The organism is Bradyrhizobium yuanmingense (genome assembly GCF_900094575.1).
Lineage (GTDB): Bacteria > Pseudomonadota > Alphaproteobacteria > Rhizobiales > Xanthobacteraceae > Bradyrhizobium > Bradyrhizobium yuanmingense.
Genome location: NZ_FMAE01000002.1, coordinates 287,318 through 303,040 on the forward strand (window position 1 = coordinate 287,318; position 15,723 = coordinate 303,040).

General features: G+C 64.1%; 12 protein-coding genes. 8 read left to right on the forward strand and 4 right to left on the reverse strand.

Annotated features, from left to right (window positions below; translation table 11 throughout):
- Position 1: 1 nt before the first annotated feature.
- Complete coding sequence (locus tag GA0061099_RS06425; protein WP_036003121.1) at positions 2-847, reverse strand: pyruvate, water dikinase regulatory protein; 846 nt, start codon at positions 845-847, stop codon at positions 2-4.
- A gap of 461 nt (positions 848-1,308) precedes the next feature.
- Here GA0061099_RS06425 and hemJ point away from each other — a divergent pair, with 461 nt between their 5' ends.
- From hemJ to GA0061099_RS06460, 7 genes are all read left to right on the forward strand, one after another.
- Entirely contained in the window at positions 1,309-1,743 is a 435-nt protein-coding gene (hemJ, locus tag GA0061099_RS06430; RefSeq protein WP_036003118.1) for a protoporphyrinogen oxidase HemJ, read from the forward strand.
- A 255-nt stretch (positions 1,744-1,998) separates the two neighbouring features.
- Complete coding sequence (gene rho / locus GA0061099_RS06435) at positions 1,999-3,264, forward strand: transcription termination factor Rho (protein ID WP_008133567.1); 1,266 nt, start codon at positions 1,999-2,001, stop codon at positions 3,262-3,264.
- A gap of 310 nt (positions 3,265-3,574) precedes the next feature.
- Positions 3,575-4,930, forward strand: a complete 1,356-nt coding sequence (gene mnmE / locus GA0061099_RS06440; protein ID WP_036024290.1) for a tRNA uridine-5-carboxymethylaminomethyl(34) synthesis GTPase MnmE — start codon at positions 3,575-3,577, stop codon at positions 4,928-4,930.
- Between the two features lie 525 nt (positions 4,931-5,455).
- Positions 5,456-7,336: a tRNA uridine-5-carboxymethylaminomethyl(34) synthesis enzyme MnmG gene (gene mnmG, locus GA0061099_RS06445; protein ID WP_036024289.1), complete on the forward strand. Its 1,881-nt coding sequence runs from the start codon at positions 5,456-5,458 to the stop codon at positions 7,334-7,336.
- A gap of 23 nt (positions 7,337-7,359) precedes the next feature.
- Positions 7,360-8,133: a 16S rRNA (guanine(527)-N(7))-methyltransferase RsmG gene (gene rsmG / locus GA0061099_RS06450; RefSeq protein ID WP_074447582.1), complete on the forward strand. Its 774-nt coding sequence runs from the start codon at positions 7,360-7,362 to the stop codon at positions 8,131-8,133.
- Positions 8,134-8,161: 28 nt separating this feature from the next.
- The gene (locus GA0061099_RS06455) at positions 8,162-9,028 is read left to right on the forward strand and encodes a ParA family protein (RefSeq protein ID WP_025033064.1); all 867 of its coding nucleotides are present in this window, start codon (positions 8,162-8,164) and stop codon (positions 9,026-9,028) included.
- Between the two features lie 137 nt (positions 9,029-9,165).
- The gene (locus tag GA0061099_RS06460) at positions 9,166-10,053 is read left to right on the forward strand and encodes a ParB/RepB/Spo0J family partition protein (protein WP_036024286.1); all 888 of its coding nucleotides are present in this window, start codon (positions 9,166-9,168) and stop codon (positions 10,051-10,053) included.
- 152 nt (positions 10,054-10,205) lie between these two features.
- Here GA0061099_RS06460 and holA read toward each other — a convergent pair whose 3' ends face one another.
- From holA to leuS, 3 genes are all read right to left on the reverse strand, one after another.
- Entirely contained in the window at positions 10,206-11,234 is a 1,029-nt protein-coding gene (holA, locus tag GA0061099_RS06465) for a DNA polymerase III subunit delta (protein ID WP_036024285.1), read from the reverse strand.
- Positions 11,235-11,299: 65 nt separating this feature from the next.
- The gene (lptE, locus tag GA0061099_RS06470) at positions 11,300-11,851 is read right to left on the reverse strand and encodes an LPS assembly lipoprotein LptE (protein ID WP_036024284.1); all 552 of its coding nucleotides are present in this window, start codon (positions 11,849-11,851) and stop codon (positions 11,300-11,302) included.
- Positions 11,838-14,462 (reverse strand): leucine--tRNA ligase, encoded by a 2,625-nt coding sequence (leuS, locus tag GA0061099_RS06475; RefSeq protein WP_036024282.1) that lies wholly within the window; start codon positions 14,460-14,462, stop codon positions 11,838-11,840. The genes lptE and leuS overlap by 14 nt, the downstream gene beginning before the upstream one ends.
- 187 nt (positions 14,463-14,649) lie before the next feature.
- On the opposite strand from leuS, the gene GA0061099_RS06480 reads away from it, so the two are divergent.
- On the forward strand, positions 14,650-15,696 hold the full coding sequence (locus GA0061099_RS06480) for a GGDEF domain-containing protein (RefSeq protein WP_193375185.1): 1,047 nt from the start codon (positions 14,650-14,652) through the stop codon (positions 15,694-15,696).
- Positions 15,697-15,723: the final 27 nt, after the last annotated feature.

The following is a 15,723-nucleotide window of genomic DNA, read 5'->3' on the forward strand; positions in this document are numbered from 1 at the left end:
CTTACTCGGACGGCCGGTTGCGCTGACGATCGCTATACAGCTTCATGATCGCCGCCGCGGTTTCCTCGATGGAGCGGCGCGTGACGTCCAGCAGCGGCCAGTCATGCTTGGCGCTCAGCTTGCGCGCGAACGCGACCTCCTCCGTGACCGACTGCTTGTCGGTGTAGGTATCGCTACCGCTGCTGGACTCGGCGCCCATGGACAGCAGGCGGTTCTGCCGGATCTGAATCAGGCGTTCCGGCGTCGCGTGCAGGCTGACCACCAGCGGCCGCGTCAGCGTCTCCAACTGCGGGGGCACCGGAATGCCCGGCACCAGCGGCACGTTGGCGGTGCGAATGCCGCGATTGGCGAGATAGATCGATGTCGGCGTCTTCGATGTCCGGGACACCCCGACCAGTACCACGTCGGCCTCGTCGAGACCTTCGACATGCTGACCGTCGTCATGGATCATCGTGTAGTTCAAGGCATCGATGCGCTTGAAATATTCCGCGTTGAGCACGTGCTGGGCGCCGACACGGCCGGTGGTCGCTGCTCCCAGATAGGCCTCGAACAGCTGCATCACCGGTCCGATGATCGACAGGCTCGGAACATTGATCTGCTTGCACTTATCCTCGAGTCTGGCGACCAGATCCTTCTCGAGCAGCGTGAACAGCACGATCCCTGGCGCTTCCTCGATCTCATCAAGCACGCGGTCGAGCTGCTTCTGGCTGCGCACCAGCGGATAGACGTGCTCGACCGGCGTCACGTTTGCGTATTGGGCCGCGACTGCGCGCGCCACGGTGATGAGCGTCTCACCCGTGGAGTCCGAGACCAGGTGGAGATGGAAATAATTGTTCGAGGTCGGCACAAAAACCCTTTGAATTTCGTTGGGGTGGTTTGTGGATTTCTGTGGAGCTTAACCTCTCGGAAAGGGATGTGCGACACCAGGGGCGGGACAAGGCGTGATTTTCTTCACACCGCTGCCGGTCAGGACAAATCCGACGCTCCGCCGAGAGGGAAGCGGGATTGCGCGGACAAGTCCCTTGATAAGCTGCCGATACAATCGCGCAAGCCTTTGAAGCCGGCTGACTTATCGGAAGTCGACAAAGGCTGTCCGGAATATGTGGATGGATGTGAACAAGCGCGCGTGAACGCGCGGACGGAATTGCGTGAGTCCAATCCACGGTCACATAGACTCAAACCTTAAGAATCTAAGATTCTAGATTTGAGGAAGGCGCTACAGAGGGATATGTGTGCGGGGTAAGACCTTAACGGGTTCTTACTATCCCCAGCGTTCCCCGCGCTGGGCAGCAAGCCGGACCCCCGAAAATGTTCGAAGACGTCTATCTCTGGATCAAGGCGCTGCACGTGATCGCCGTCATCTCCTGGATGGCCGGCATGCTCTACCTGCCGCGGCTGTTCGTCTATCACTGCGAGGCCGAAATCGGCTCGAAGCAGTCGGAGACGTTCAAGGTGATGGAACGCCGGCTGCTCAAGGCGATCATCAACCCCGCGATGATGGTCACCTGGCTCGCCGGGCTCTATCTCGCCTGGTCCGGCCATTGGTTCTCGTTCGGCTGGCTGCACGTCAAACTGGCACTGGTCCTCGTGCTCTCGGCGGTCCACGGCTATTTTTCACGCTGGGTCAAGGATTTCGCCGCCGATCGTCGCCCGCGAAGCCAGAAATTCTATCGGATTATCAACGAGGTGCCGACCGTCCTGATGATTTTCATCGTTATCATGGTGATCGTGAAGCCGTTCTAGGCAAACTGCGCGACGATTCGCTCAGCGCTTCGGCTTGCGGAGCGCTAGGCGATTTTCTATATTATCGATATCCCACCCAACGCAGGCGGATGTGGTTGTGTCCGAGCCTTCCAGAGGCCGGACCCCGCATCAGGATTGAAGCCTCACCGGCGTTCACCTTGCCAGACCTGCGGACCTTACCTGCACCTGCTCGCGTCCGCATTTCAGAGCCTCCTCGCACCCCCTCTTTTCAGGTTACCCCACAGGACCACCCCAATGCGGGAAATCAAACTCGAAGACCTCAAGTCCAAAACGCCGGCCGAGCTCGTCTCGTTCGCGGAGGAGAATGGGGTCGAGAATGCCAGCACCATGCGCAAGCAGGAGCTGCTGTTCGCCATCCTCAAGCAGCTGGCGCTCGCCGAGACCGATATTGTCGGCCAGGGCGTCGTCGAAGTTCTCTCCGACGGCTTCGGCTTTCTCCGCTCGCCCGACGCGAATTATCTGCCGGGTCCTGACGACATCTACGTCTCGCCCTCGCAGATCCGCCGTTTCGGCCTGCGCACCGGCGACACCATCGAAGGTCACATCCGCAGCCCGAAAGAGGGCGAGCGCTACTTCGCGCTGCTGAAGGTCAACACGCTCAATTTCGAGGATCCGGAAAAGGCCAAGCACAAGGTCAATTTCGACAACCTCACGCCGCTGTTTCCGAATCAGCGTTTCCGCATGGAGATCGACGATCCCACGCGGAAAGACCTGTCTGCACGCGTGATCGACATCGTCGCGCCCATCGGCAAGGGCCAGCGCGCCTTGATCGTGGCACCGCCGCGTACCGGTAAAACCGTGCTGATGCAGAACATCGCGCATTCGATCACGCACAATCACCCCGAATGCTATCTGATCGTGCTCTTGATCGACGAACGTCCGGAAGAAGTCACGGACATGCAGCGCTCGGTGAAGGGCGAGGTGGTGTCTTCGACCTTCGACGAGCCGGCGGTGCGCCACGTCCAGGTCGCCGAGATGGTGATCGAGAAGGCAAAACGCCTGGTCGAGCATGGCCGCGACGTCGTGATCCTGCTCGATTCGATCACGCGCTTGGGGCGCGCCTACAACACCGTGGTGCCGTCATCCGGCAAGGTGCTGACCGGCGGTGTCGACGCCAACGCGCTGCAGCGCCCGAAGCGCTTCTTCGGCGCGGCCCGCAACATCGAGGAGGGCGGCTCGCTGACCATCATCGCGACCGCGCTGGTCGATACCGGCAGCCGCATGGACGAAGTCATCTTCGAAGAGTTCAAGGGCACCGGTAACTCGGAGCTGATCCTGGACCGCAAGGTCTCGGACAAGCGCACCTTCCCGGCGATCGATATCTCGCGCTCCGGCACCCGCAAGGAGGAGCTCATCACCGATCCGCAGGTGCTCAAGAAGATGTACGTGCTCCGCCGCATCCTCAATCCGATGGGGACGATGGACGCGATCGACTTCCTGCTCGACAAGCTGCGCTCGACCAAGAGCAATTCGGAGTTCTTCGACTCCATGAATACCTGAGTGCACTGCAATAAAGACTTCCGGGCGCCTTCGGGCGCCCTTTTTGTTGCGGTTTTGCTGCAGCGAAGGTGCAGCATGAGCGGCGGCGGGTACCCCGATTTCCGTTTCTTCTTAAGCTGTTGATATCAACAGGTAATCCTTGAAATTCTGGTGGGCCTCTCCTCCTGCGATCAGGCAAACTGCAGCAGAATGCTGCGGTTATGTTGCAGTGCAAAATCGATTTACTGGAGAATCTGGTGCGGCAAATCCGGTTGGCTCGACCGCAAAAAACGGACGTTTGCGTTTTTGGCCACAGCCGGACAAATAGGTCATGCATCCGCGAGACCAGACCATCTTTGCGCTGTCATCGGGGCGGGCGCCCAGCGCGATCGCCGTGGTCCGCGTCTCCGGCGCGCAAGCCGGCGCGGCGCTAATGACGCTTGCGGGCCGGCTGCCGGCACCGCGACAGGCGAGCCGCCGGCTGCTCCGGGACGGCGCGGGCCAGCCGATCGACGATGCGGTCGTGCTCTGGTTTCCAGGACCGGCCAGCGCGACCGGCGAGGATGTTGCCGAGTTTCACGTTCATGGCGGCCGGGCGGTGCTGGCGGCGCTTTTCGCTGCAATTTCCGATATCCCGAATACGCGTGCGGCCGACCCCGGCGAGTTCACGCGCCGCGCCTTCGAGAATGGCAAGCTCGACCTGACCGAGGCCGAGGGGCTCGACGACCTCATTCACGCCGACACCGATCGCCAGCGCCGCCAAGCGCTGCGCCAATTGCAGGGCCTGCTTGGCGACCGCGCGCGCGACTGGCGCGAGCGCATCATCGAGGCCTCCGCGCTGATCGAGGCCGGCATCGATTTTTCCGATGAAGGCGACGTGCCGGCGGAGCTGCGGGCGCCGGCGGTGAAAGCGATCAGAGCGCTTCACGACGAAATCACGAAAGTGCTTGCGGCACAGGGGCATTCTGAACGGCTGCGCGAGGGCCTTGTCGTTGCCATCGCCGGCGAGCCGAATGTCGGCAAGTCGACGCTGATCAACCAGCTCGCGCGCCGCGAGGTCGCGATCGTCTCGCCGCATGCCGGCACGACGCGCGACGTCATCGAGGTGCAGCTCGACCTCGACGGCTATCCCGTCACGGTCATCGACACCGCTGGCATCCGCGAGACCGACGATCCGGTCGAGCAGGAAGGCGTGCGCCGCGCCCGCGCGCGCGCCGAGGACGCCGACCTGGTGCTGTGGCTGGTGGAGGGCGGACAAGCCGTCGATCCGGATACAATGCGCTCGCGCTGGACATTGGCGGACGGTGCTGTTCCGTCCGGCGGCTCGGTCTGGATCGTGCGCAACAAGATTGATCTCGGCAGGGTCGGAGCAGCCAGGCCGAGCGAGTTCGGGATCTCGGCAAGCCGGGGCGACGGCATGCCTGAGCTGGTCGAGGCGCTGGTGAAATTCGCTTCGGAGTTCTTCGGAACCACCGAGGGCGCCATGGTGACCCGGGCGCGCCAGCGCGAATTGTTGAGCCGGGCCTCAGCCAGCTTGCGCCGGAGTCTGGACCTTGTAGAACACGGCGAGGAGCTCGCGGCCGAAGAGCTGCGGGCGGCCGCCTATGCCCTAGGCCGGCTCTTGGGCCGGGTAGACGTCGAGGACGTCCTTGGGGCCATCTTCCAGAAGTTCTGCATTGGAAAGTAGGGCTAGTCCTTCATTATAGACTAGCCCTTGTTCCATTTCTTCTGTTTCACGTGAAACAGGGGGCCAGTTCGGCGCAGTGGTTTCGAGTTGTTTCACGTGAAACAGCACGAGCACCAGCGGACCAATGCCGTCCCGTTGCGATCTGACATACTTCAGTGTGGTGAAAGTCGAGGTGATAGCCGGGGCCAACCTCGTCATTGCGAGCGCAGCGAAGCAATCCAGACTGTCTCCGCGGAGGGATTTCCGGATTGCTTCGCTGCGCTCGCAATGACGGGGTATGTGGCGATTGCCTTGCGTCCGACTGATGGCTCCCATGGCGGGACAACAGGACGACGACATCACGGGCCGTAAAGCCCCCGATCTTGTTTCACGTGAAACACCATAAACGGATCAATGCAGCTCCTACTGTGCATGGGGTTGTTTTCGCTAAAGTGCTTCCGACTTGGGCCGCGCCTGTTTCACGTGGAACATGTGACCCCGAGTTTCCACTTCCGGCTTTCTCGCCTCTAAGCTAGAAGTCCGTCCATGCGAACAGAGCGAGAGAGCTTCGACGTCATCGTCATCGGCGGCGGTCACGCCGGCTGTGAGGCCGCGGCTGCGTCTGCCCGGATGGGTGCGACGACCGCTCTGGTAACGCACCGTTTCTCGACCGTTGGCGCGATGTCCTGCAATCCCGCCATCGGCGGGCTCGGCAAAGGGCATCTGGTCCGCGAGGTCGATGCGCTCGACGGCCTGATGGGCCGTGTGGGCGATGCCGGCGGCATTCAGTTTCGCGTTCTCAATCGTCGGAAAGGTCCGGCCGTCCGCGGTCCGCGGGCCCAGGCCGACCGCAAGCTCTACGCGGCGGCGATGCAGGCCGCGATCCGCCAGACCGAAGGTCTTTCCGTCATCGAGGGCGAAGCCGACGAGCTGGTTGTAGTCGATGGCCGGGTGTCCGGGCTTCGCCTGGCCGACGGCCGGGAGCTCCGGGCAGGGGCCGTTGTCGTGACCACCGGCACCTTCCTCCGCGGTCTCATCCATCTCGGCGAGAAGAACTGGCCCGCCGGACGCGTCGGCGAGGCGCCTGCGATGGGCCTTTCCAGCTCCTTCGAGCGCGCCGGCTTCACTCTTGGACGTCTCAAGACCGGGACGCCGCCGCGTCTCGACGGCACCACCATCGACTGGTCCGCAGTCGAGATGCAGCCCGGCGACGAGCCGCCGGAGCCGTTCTCGGTGATGACCGAGCGGATCACGACGCCGCAGATCCAGTGCGGGATCACCCGGACCACGTCCGCGACCCATGAGGTGATCCGGGCCAATGTCCATCGCTCCCCGATGTACTCCGGCCAGATCAAGAGCTCCGGTCCACGCTATTGCCCCTCGATCGAGGACAAGATCGTCCGCTTCGGCGACCGCGACGGTCACCAGATCTTTCTGGAGCCGGAAGGGCTCGACGACACGACCGTCTATCCCAACGGCATCTCGACCTCGCTCCCCGAAGAGGTCCAGCTCGCGATCCTTGCCAGCATCCCCGGCCTGGAGCGGGTGAGGATGGTCCGTCCCGGCTACGCCATCGAATACGACCACATCGATCCCCGCGAGCTCGATCCGACCCTCCAGACCAAGCGTCTGCGCGGTCTCTTCCTGGCCGGGCAGATCAATGGCACCACCGGATATGAGGAAGCCGCCGGGCAGGGCATTGTCGCCGGCCTGAATGCCGCGCTCTCCGCCAGCGGTGCCGCGCTCACCGTGTTCGACCGTGCCGACGGCTATCTCGGTGTGATGATCGACGACCTCGTCACCCGCGGGATCAGCGAGCCCTATCGCATGTTCACCTCCAGGGCCGAGTACCGGCTGACCCTGCGAGCCGACAATGCCGACCAGCGTCTGACCGAGAAAGGGATCGCTCTGGGATGTGTCGGCAGCGCCCGGATCAGGCATCATCGCGCCAAGATGGACGCCCTGAACGCTGCCCGGACGTTGTCGAAGTCCCTGACCATCACCCCGAACGAAGCCATCAAGCACGGGCTGTCGCTGAACCGGGACGGCCAACGCCGCTCGGCGTTCGAGCTGATGGCCTATCCGGAGATCGGCTGGAGCCAGGTCCGCGCGATCTGGCCTGAGCTGTCGGCCATCGATCCCGTCATCGCGACCCATCTTGAGATCGACGCCAAGTACGACGTCTACCTGGAGCGCCAGAGCGCCGACGTCGAAGCCTTCCGGCGCGACGAGGGTATGGTGCTGGCGGATGTCGATTACCAGCTCGTGCCCGGTCTCTCCAATGAAGTGCGCGCCAAGCTGGAGAAGGCACGACCGTTCACCGTCGGCCAGGCCGGCCGGATCGACGGGATGACGCCGGCGGCGCTCGGCATTCTCGCGGCCTATCTCCGCCGCGAGGCACGGAAGACTTCCAAAGCAATCGCATAAAGCCAATCGCATAGGCGTTTCACGTGAAACAGCGCGGATCGGGCGGAGATCGACCGCCATCGCGAAGACCCGGAGCGGGTGAGGGCGCCGGGCAGCGAAGTGAACCTGGAGTGGCCAGCCCGAAGATCAGCAAGGCCGCGGCCAACGACAAGGTGCTCGATTCGATCATCGCCGCTGACAAGACCGCCGCTATGAAGCTCGCTCCCGTTTCACGTAAAACCGAGGAGCGGCTTGATCGCTACATCGCGCTACTCCGGGAGTGGCAGGCCAAGACCAATCTCGTCGCGCCATCGACTTTGCCAAACCTCTGGACCCGGCACATCGCTGACTCGCTCCAGCTCGTCGATCTCGCACCGGCTGCAAAACGGTGGGCTGATCTCGGGAGCGGCGGCGGATTTCCCGGCGTCGTGCTCGCCTGCGCCCTGGCCGGCACGCCTGGCGCGAGCGTCCATCTGGTCGAGCGAATCGCCAAGAAGGCCGCTTTTTTGCGCGAAGCGATCCGCGTCACCACATCTCCGGGAGTCGTACATCTCGCTGAGATCGGGGATAATGTGGATAGAATCACCGGCCCCGTCGATTGCGTCACCGCGCGTGCGCTGGCTCCGCTACATCAACTCATCGGCTTTGCGGAGCCGCTGATGCGCCAGGGTGCAAGAGCGTTGTTTCTCAAGGGTCAAGATGTAGAGGCTGAATTGACCGAAGCCGCTAAATATTGGAATATTCGGCCGCAGCTCCACCAAAGCCGCACGGGCGACGGCTGGATCGTGGAGCTCAATGCCGCCGAACGGCGCAGCTGAGGCGTTGAGGGGTGAGTGGGGAATTGCGATGAGCGTGATTGACGAACCGCAGCAAGAACAGACGGCCCAAAAGACCGACGAGGTCCCCCACGGCCATCCGCGCATCCTCGCGCTGGCGAATCAAAAGGGCGGGGTGGGGAAAACAACCACAGCGATCAATCTGGGCACGGCGCTCGCGGCGATCGGCGAACGCGTCCTGATCGTCGATCTCGATCCTCAGGGCAACGCCTCGACCGGCCTCGGCATCGATCGCCGCAACCGCTCCTGCTCGACATACGACGTGCTGATCGGCGAAGCCGCCTTGCGCGAGGCGGTGGTCTCGACCGCGGTGCCGCGGCTGCACATCGCACCATCGACCATGGATCTCTCCGGCCTCGAGCTCGAGCTCGGCACCACGCCCGGCCGCGCCTTCAAGTTGCGCGACGCGATCGGCGCACTCAACAACAACGTCTCGCCGGACGCCGACTACACCTACGTGCTGATCGACTGCCCGCCCTCGCTCAACCTGCTCACGGTCAACGCGATGGCGGCCTCGGATGCGATCCTGGTGCCGCTGCAATGCGAGTTCTTCGCGCTCGAAGGTCTGTCGCAATTGTTGCAGACCGTGGAGCAGGTGCGCTCGACACTCAATCCGAACCTGTCGATCCACGGCATCGTGCTGACCATGTTCGACTCGCGCAACAACCTGTCGAACCAGGTCGTCGCCGACGTCCGCCAGTTCATGGGCGAGAAGGTCTACAAGACCATGATCCCGCGCAACGTGCGCATCTCGGAAGCGCCGTCCTACGGCAAGCCGGTGCTGGTCTACGACCTCAAATGCGTCGGCAGCGAAGCTTACTTGCGCCTCGCCACCGAAGTGATCCAGCGCGAGCGCGAGTTGCGCACCACGCATTGACAATGCCGTAGGGTGGGCAAAGGCGTCTTCGCCGTGCCCACCGTCTTCCGCACACAATCGGTGGGCACGCTTCGCTTTACCCACCCTACGATAATTCAGTTCTGGAGTGCTGCACCGTGAATCCAAGGGAGCTGGCGATGGCCGACGAAGCGCGTTCGCGACTGGGCCGGGGTCTTGCAAGTCTGATCGGTGACGTCGGCGGCGAGGCTCAGCATGTCGATCGTCCGCGCGCGCAGCGCAAGGTGCCGATCGAATTCATCAAGGCCAATCCGCGCAACCCGCGCCGCACCTTTTCGGACACCGAGCTGAAGGAGCTCTCGGAGTCCATCAAGCAGCATGGCGTGATCCAGCCGATCGTGGTGCGTCCGGTGAAAGGCGCGCAGGACCGCTTCGAGATCATTGCCGGCGAACGACGCTGGCGCGCCTCGCAGATGGCCGGGCTGCACGAGGTGCCGATCGTCCCGGTCGACATCAGCGACAGCGATGCGCTGGAATTCGCGATCGTCGAGAACGTGCAGCGCGAGGACCTCAACCCGATGGAAGAGGCGCAGGGCTATCATGCGCTCGCCAACGAGTTCAAACGCAGCCAGGAGGACATCGCCAAGGTCGTCGGCAAGAGCCGCAGCCACGTCGCCAACATGATGCGGCTGACCAAGCTGCCGGCGGAAGTGCAGGCCTTCATCGCGACCGGCGAGCTGACGGCCGGCCACGCCCGCGCGCTGATCGGCGTGCCCGATCCACTCGCCGCCGCCAAGCGCATCGTCGAGGAAGGTCTCAACGTCCGCCAGGCCGAGGCGCTTGCGCATGAAGAGGGCGTGCCGGAGCGCAAGCCGCAGAAGGCGCGCGCCAGCGGAGGCAAGGAGAAGGACCCCGACACGATCGATCTGGAGAAGCGCGTCAGCGACGCGCTCGGCCTCAAGGTCACCGTCAATCACCGCGATCCCGGCGGCTCCGTGCAGATCAACTACCGCAACCTCGATCAGCTCGACGAGGTGATGAAGCGGCTGGCCAAGGGCGCGCTGTAGAGCCATTTTCACGCCACTACTCTTTCCGCGTCATTGCGAGCGGAGCGAAGCAATCCAGAATCGTTCCGCGGAGGGACTCTGGATTGCTTCGCTGCGCTCGCAATGACGGGTGGAGGGAGTTGCGCTCGCAATGACGGGGAGAGAGCGGAGGTCTAGCCCCGCCGTTTCGCATTCGCGGCGATCGCCATCAGCGCGCGTTGGGCGATGGCGGCGGCGAGGGTGGACTGCTTGCGCGTGTCGAGGGCGGCGGTCGCCAGCTGCTCGATCACAGCGGCGAGCCGCGCCGGGCTGAAATTGCGCAGCGCGGTTTCGACCGCGGGCTTTCGTGAAAAATGCAGGCGCGGAAAGCCGCCGTCGAGCACGGCGGAGGCAGGCGTGCCGTCGGCAATCGCCAGCGCGGATTTGTGCAGCCACGCGGCCTGGCGCTGCGCGGCCGAGATGATCACGCCGGGATAGGTCCCGGCGATCATCGCTTTCGCAAACTCGGTCTCGACGATGTCGGGCCGCCCGGCGAAGGCACCGTCGACGATCGGATCGAGCTTCAGTTCCGAGGCATCGGCGACCACGGCCATGACGTCATCCAGCGTGACCTCGCCCTTGCCGTGGGCGTAGAGCGTCAGCTTGCGCAGCTCGTTACGCGAGGCCTGACGGTCGCCGCCGAGGAACGACATCAGCGCCGCGCGGGCGTCCGGCGCGATGCGCAAATTCGCGATCCGCAGCTCGTCGTCCATCAGCTTGGCAAGATCGCGCTCGGTGTCGGGATAACAGCCGATCGCCACGGCGGTCTTGGCTTTCTCGCAGGTCTTGCGCAGCGGCGATTCCGGGCGGAGCTCGCCGGCCTCGATCACGATGCGGCAATCCTTCACGTTCATCTCGGCCAGAGTCTCGATGCCGGAGGCAAAGCTGCGCGAGCCGGCGCGAACGCGGATGGCGCGTCGGCCGCCGAACAGCGGCACCGTCATGGCCTCGTCGACCAGGCGCGACGGCTCGGCGGAGAGCTCGTCACCGTCGAGCTTGACCAGCGAGAACGGATCGTTGGGATCGTCGACGCCGGACGCGATCAACGCGTCGGCGCGCTCGCGCACGAGGCCGGCATCGGGACCGTAGAGCAGGATGATCGGACGGCCCGCATCGGGGCGGGCGAGGAAGGCGTCGATCTCTTTTCCGCGCAGTGCGACCATATCGTTCGATACTCGTCATTCCGGAATGCCTCGTCAGAAGGCGAACCCGGAATGACGGAAGCGTATTACGTTCCCGCGGTGAAGAACGAGGCGAGCCGGGTGGTGATGTTCTCGGCGATCTCGTTGGCGGCCCGGTCTTCGGCATCGCGCACGGCGCGGGTGCGCGAGAAGCGCTGATAGGACCCCGGCATGTCATAGGACACGCGCGAGAAGGTCGAGCCGGTCATCACAGACTTGCCGGTTACGACTTCGACCAGATTGTACTGGGCGTCGATGCCGAGATTTTCGCTGGTCGGCAATCCCGTTGCGGAGCTGACGATCAGGGAGGAGCGGCTGGTGGTGAAGCGGATGTCGAGCCGGTGGGTCGGCGGCATGCCCGTCGCCGTGCCGTAAAGCTTCAAGGCCAGCGCGTTGCGGATTTCGACGCCGACGCGGGCCTCGCGGGAAGCATTGGGCTTGTTGATCGGGGGCAGCTCGACCCCCATCAGCTTCTCGCGCAGGCCCGGGGTGCCGTCGCTGCGCTCGGCATACATCGGCTGGAAGCAGCCGGCCGTCAGCGCCGCCAGCGCGGCAACTGCCAGCAAGCGGGCTGCGATACGGGTCCTAGCCGACAACATTCACGATCCTCTTGGGAACGATGATCACCTTGCGGACGGGCTTGCCGTCCAGGGCCAGCTTTACCGCATCGAGGGCCAAAACGGCAGCCTCGATTTCCGGATTTTGGGCCGCTGTTGCAACTGTGACCTCACCCCGCTTCTTGCCGTTGACCTGCACCACCAGGGTCACGCTGTCTTCAACCAGCAAATCGCGTTCGATTTGCGGCCAATCGGCCTCCGAAACCAGCCCCTTTTGGTCCAGAACCTGCCAGCACTCCTCGGCCAGATGCGGCATCATCGGCGAGAACAGCTGGACCAGGATCTGGCTGGCCTCCTGGATCGCCCAGGCGAGGTCCGGGGCGGGCTGGCCGGGGCGCTGGAGCACCTCCGAGAAGGCATTGGTGAATTCGCGGATATGGGCGAGGCAAACGTTGAAGTGCAGCCGCTCGATGCCGGCGGTGACCTTGTCCAGCGCGCCGTGGGCGGCCTTGCGCAAGGCGGTGGCGTCCGGGCCGAAGCTGGCCGGCCGGGCTGCCGGCGCAGCCTTGCCGAGGGTGGCGGCATCGTTCACCAGCCGCCACAGCCGCTGCACGAAGCGCGAGGCACCCTGGACGCGCTCGTCGCTCCAGATCACGTCGCGGTCGGGCGGAGAGTCCGACAGCATGAACCAGCGGGCGACATCGGCGCCATAGGTCTCGATGATGTCGTCGGGGTCGACCGTGTTCTTCTTCGACTTTGACATCTTCTCGATCGGGCCGATCGCGATGTCTTCGCCCGTCGTCAGCAGCGTGGCGCGGCGTCCGTTGCCGCCGACCTCGACCTTCACCTCGGCCGGCTGCACATAGCTGCCGTCGGCCTTCTGGTAGGTCTCGTGCACCACCATGCCTTGCGTGAACATGCCGGCGAACGGCTCGTCCAGCGCGATATGCCCGGTCGCTTTCATCGCGCGGGTGAAGAAGCGGCTGTAGAGCAGATGCAGGATCGCGTGCTCGACGCCGCCGATATACTGGTCGACCGGCAGCATCCGGTTGGCGACCGCAGGCGTGGTTGGCGAAGCCTCGTTCCAGGGATCGGTGAAGCGCGCAAAGTACCAGGACGAATCCACGAACGTGTCCATGGTGTCGGTTTCGCGCTGCGCCTTGCCGCCGCATTGCGGGCAGGTGACGTGCTTCCAGCTCGGATGATGATCGAGCGCGTTGCCCGGCTTGTCGAAGGTCGCATCGTCAGGCAGCTTCACGGGCAGGTCGGCATCCGGCACCGGCACCACGTCGCATTTCGGACAGTGAATGACGGGAATCGGGCAGCCCCAATAGCGCTGGCGCGAAATGCCCCAGTCGCGCAGACGGAAATTCACCTGGCGCTCGCCGACCGGCGCGTTGCCGCGCAGCTCCGTCTCGAGCCGCTTCGCCACCTCTTCCTTCGCCTGCTCGATGGTCATGCCGTCGAGGAAGCGCGAATTGATCATGCGGCCGTCGCCGTCATAAGCGGTGTCGGTGATGACGAAGGACTTGGGATCCTGGCCTTCCGGGCACACGACGGGCGTGTTGCCGAGAGCGTATTTGTTGACGAAGTCGAGGTCGCGCTGATCGTGCGCCGGGCAGCCGAAGATGGCGCCGGTGCCGTATTCCATCAGCACGAAATTGGCGACATAGACCGGCAGCTTCCAGGACGGATCGAACGGGTGCACCGCGCGGATGCCGGTGTCGAAACCCTGCTTCTCAGCGGTGTCGATGATCTCCTGCGCGGTGCCGATCTTCTTGATCTCTGCGATGAACTCCGCAAGCTCGGGGTTCTTTGCGGCGGCGGCCTGCGCCAGCGGATGATCCGCCGAGATCGCCATGAACTTGGCGCCGAACAGCGTATCCGGCCGCGTCGTGAAGATCTTCAGCTCGCTCTCGCCGGCCGGCGTCGTCGCCGCATCCAGCGCGAAGCGGATCAACAAGCCCTCGGAGCGGCCGATCCAGTTGCGCTGCATCAGCCGCACCTTGTCGGGCCAGCGGTCCAGCCCGTCGAGCGCCGACAGCAGCTCCTGCGAGTACTTCGTGATCTTGAAGACCCACTGGTTCATCTCGCGCTGCTCGACAACGGCGCCCGAGCGCCAGCCGCGGCCGTCGATCACCTGCTCGTTGGCGAGCACGGTCATGTCGACGGGGTCCCAGTTCACCTTGCGCTTCTCGCGCTCGGCAAGCCCTGCGCGCAGGAAATCCAGGAACATCTTCTGCTGGTGCTTGTAGTAGGAGGGGTCGCAGGTCGCGATCTCCCTGGACCAGTCCAGCGACAGCCCGATCGAGCGGAGCTGCTTCTTCATCGCGGCGATGTTGTCGTAGGTCCAGGCCTTCGGCGCCACCTTGCGCTCGATCGCGGCGTTCTCGGCCGGCAGGCCGAAGGCGTCCCAGCCCATCGGATGCAGCACGTTGAACCCCTTGGCGCGCATGAAGCGGGCCAGCACGTCGCCGAGCGTGTAATTCCGGACATGGCCGATATGGATGCGCCCGGACGGGTAGGGGAACATCTCGAGCACGTAATATTTCGGCCGCGGATCGTCGTTCTTGGAGACGAAGATCGCCTGCTCGTCCCAGAGGCGTTGCCAGCGCGGTTCGGCGTCGCGGGCGTTATAGCGTTCGGAGGTCATGGAATCGTTGGGTTTTCGTGGTTCGGCCGTCTCAAGACGGCGGACTAGGCCATAGAAGCCCTTAAGGGGTCAATGGGTTGCCGCGTTTTGGAACTTTGACCCCTCCGCATAACTACGAGGGTCCGCGTTGGGGTGTGATTAAGGCGTCGATGCCAAGTTGCAGCCCGACAAGGCCGCGTTACCGCACATGGATTCCAGCTTCGACGATCCCGATTACGACTATGCCGCGTCCGTCGCCGGGCGGGCGATGCGGAGCATGGCCGAACAGCGGATTGCACCGACCCCGGCCAACTTTGCCGTCTGGTTCCAGTATTTCGCGGGCAGCCATGACGATCTGCGCAACGCGATCGATCTCCTGATCGACCACAATCGTCCCTTCGACGCCCAAACCAATCAGGATCTGTTCGAGACCTACGTCGCGCCCCAGGTGAGTGCCGTCGTGGTCGACACCTCCGAGCGGCTGCAGGCGCTGATGGGGACGGCGAAGGAGTTTCTGGCGACGGCGATCGCCGACAATCATTCGCAGATGCAGGTCATCAGCCAGGTGGCCGACCAGGGCAAGGCCGGCGTCGATCCAAAGCTGCTGGTTGCCCAGCTCATGAACGAACTGGCGCGGGCGGCCACGCGGGCGACGCAGCTGGAGGCGGGCTTTGCCGAAAAGACCCGCGAGCTCGACGTGATCCGCGATTCGCTGTCGCGGTCCGAGCAGCGCGCCCGGACCGACACGCTGACCGGGCTGGCGAATCGGCGGGCCCTCGACGAATTCCTGCGCAAGGCGCAGACGACCGCGGAATGGGGCGAGCCGCTCAGCGTGCTGATGCTCGACATCGACCACTTCAAGTCGTTCAACGACAATTTCGGCCACGGTGTCGGCGACCAGGTGCTGCGCCTGATGGCCAAGGTCCTGCGCGAGAAGGTTCGCGCGCAAGATCTGCCGGCCCGCTATGGCGGCGAGGAGCTGATCGCGGTGCTCCCGGACGCCGATCTCGCCACTTGCGCCGAGATCGCCGAACGCATCAGGCGCGCGATCGCAGATTGCACGATCACGCGTCGCTCGACCGGCGAGACCCTGCCCGGCATCAGCGTGTCGATCGGCGTTGCGCAATACCGGGTCGGCGAGGCGATCACGGATCTGATCGAACGCTGCGACCGCGCGCTCTATCTCGCCAAGGGCGGCGGCCGCAATCGCGTGGTGACGGAGATCGAGCTCGATCGCGCCGGGGCTGCGGGCTAGCGGTCAGCGACGGTATGCTCACTCTCC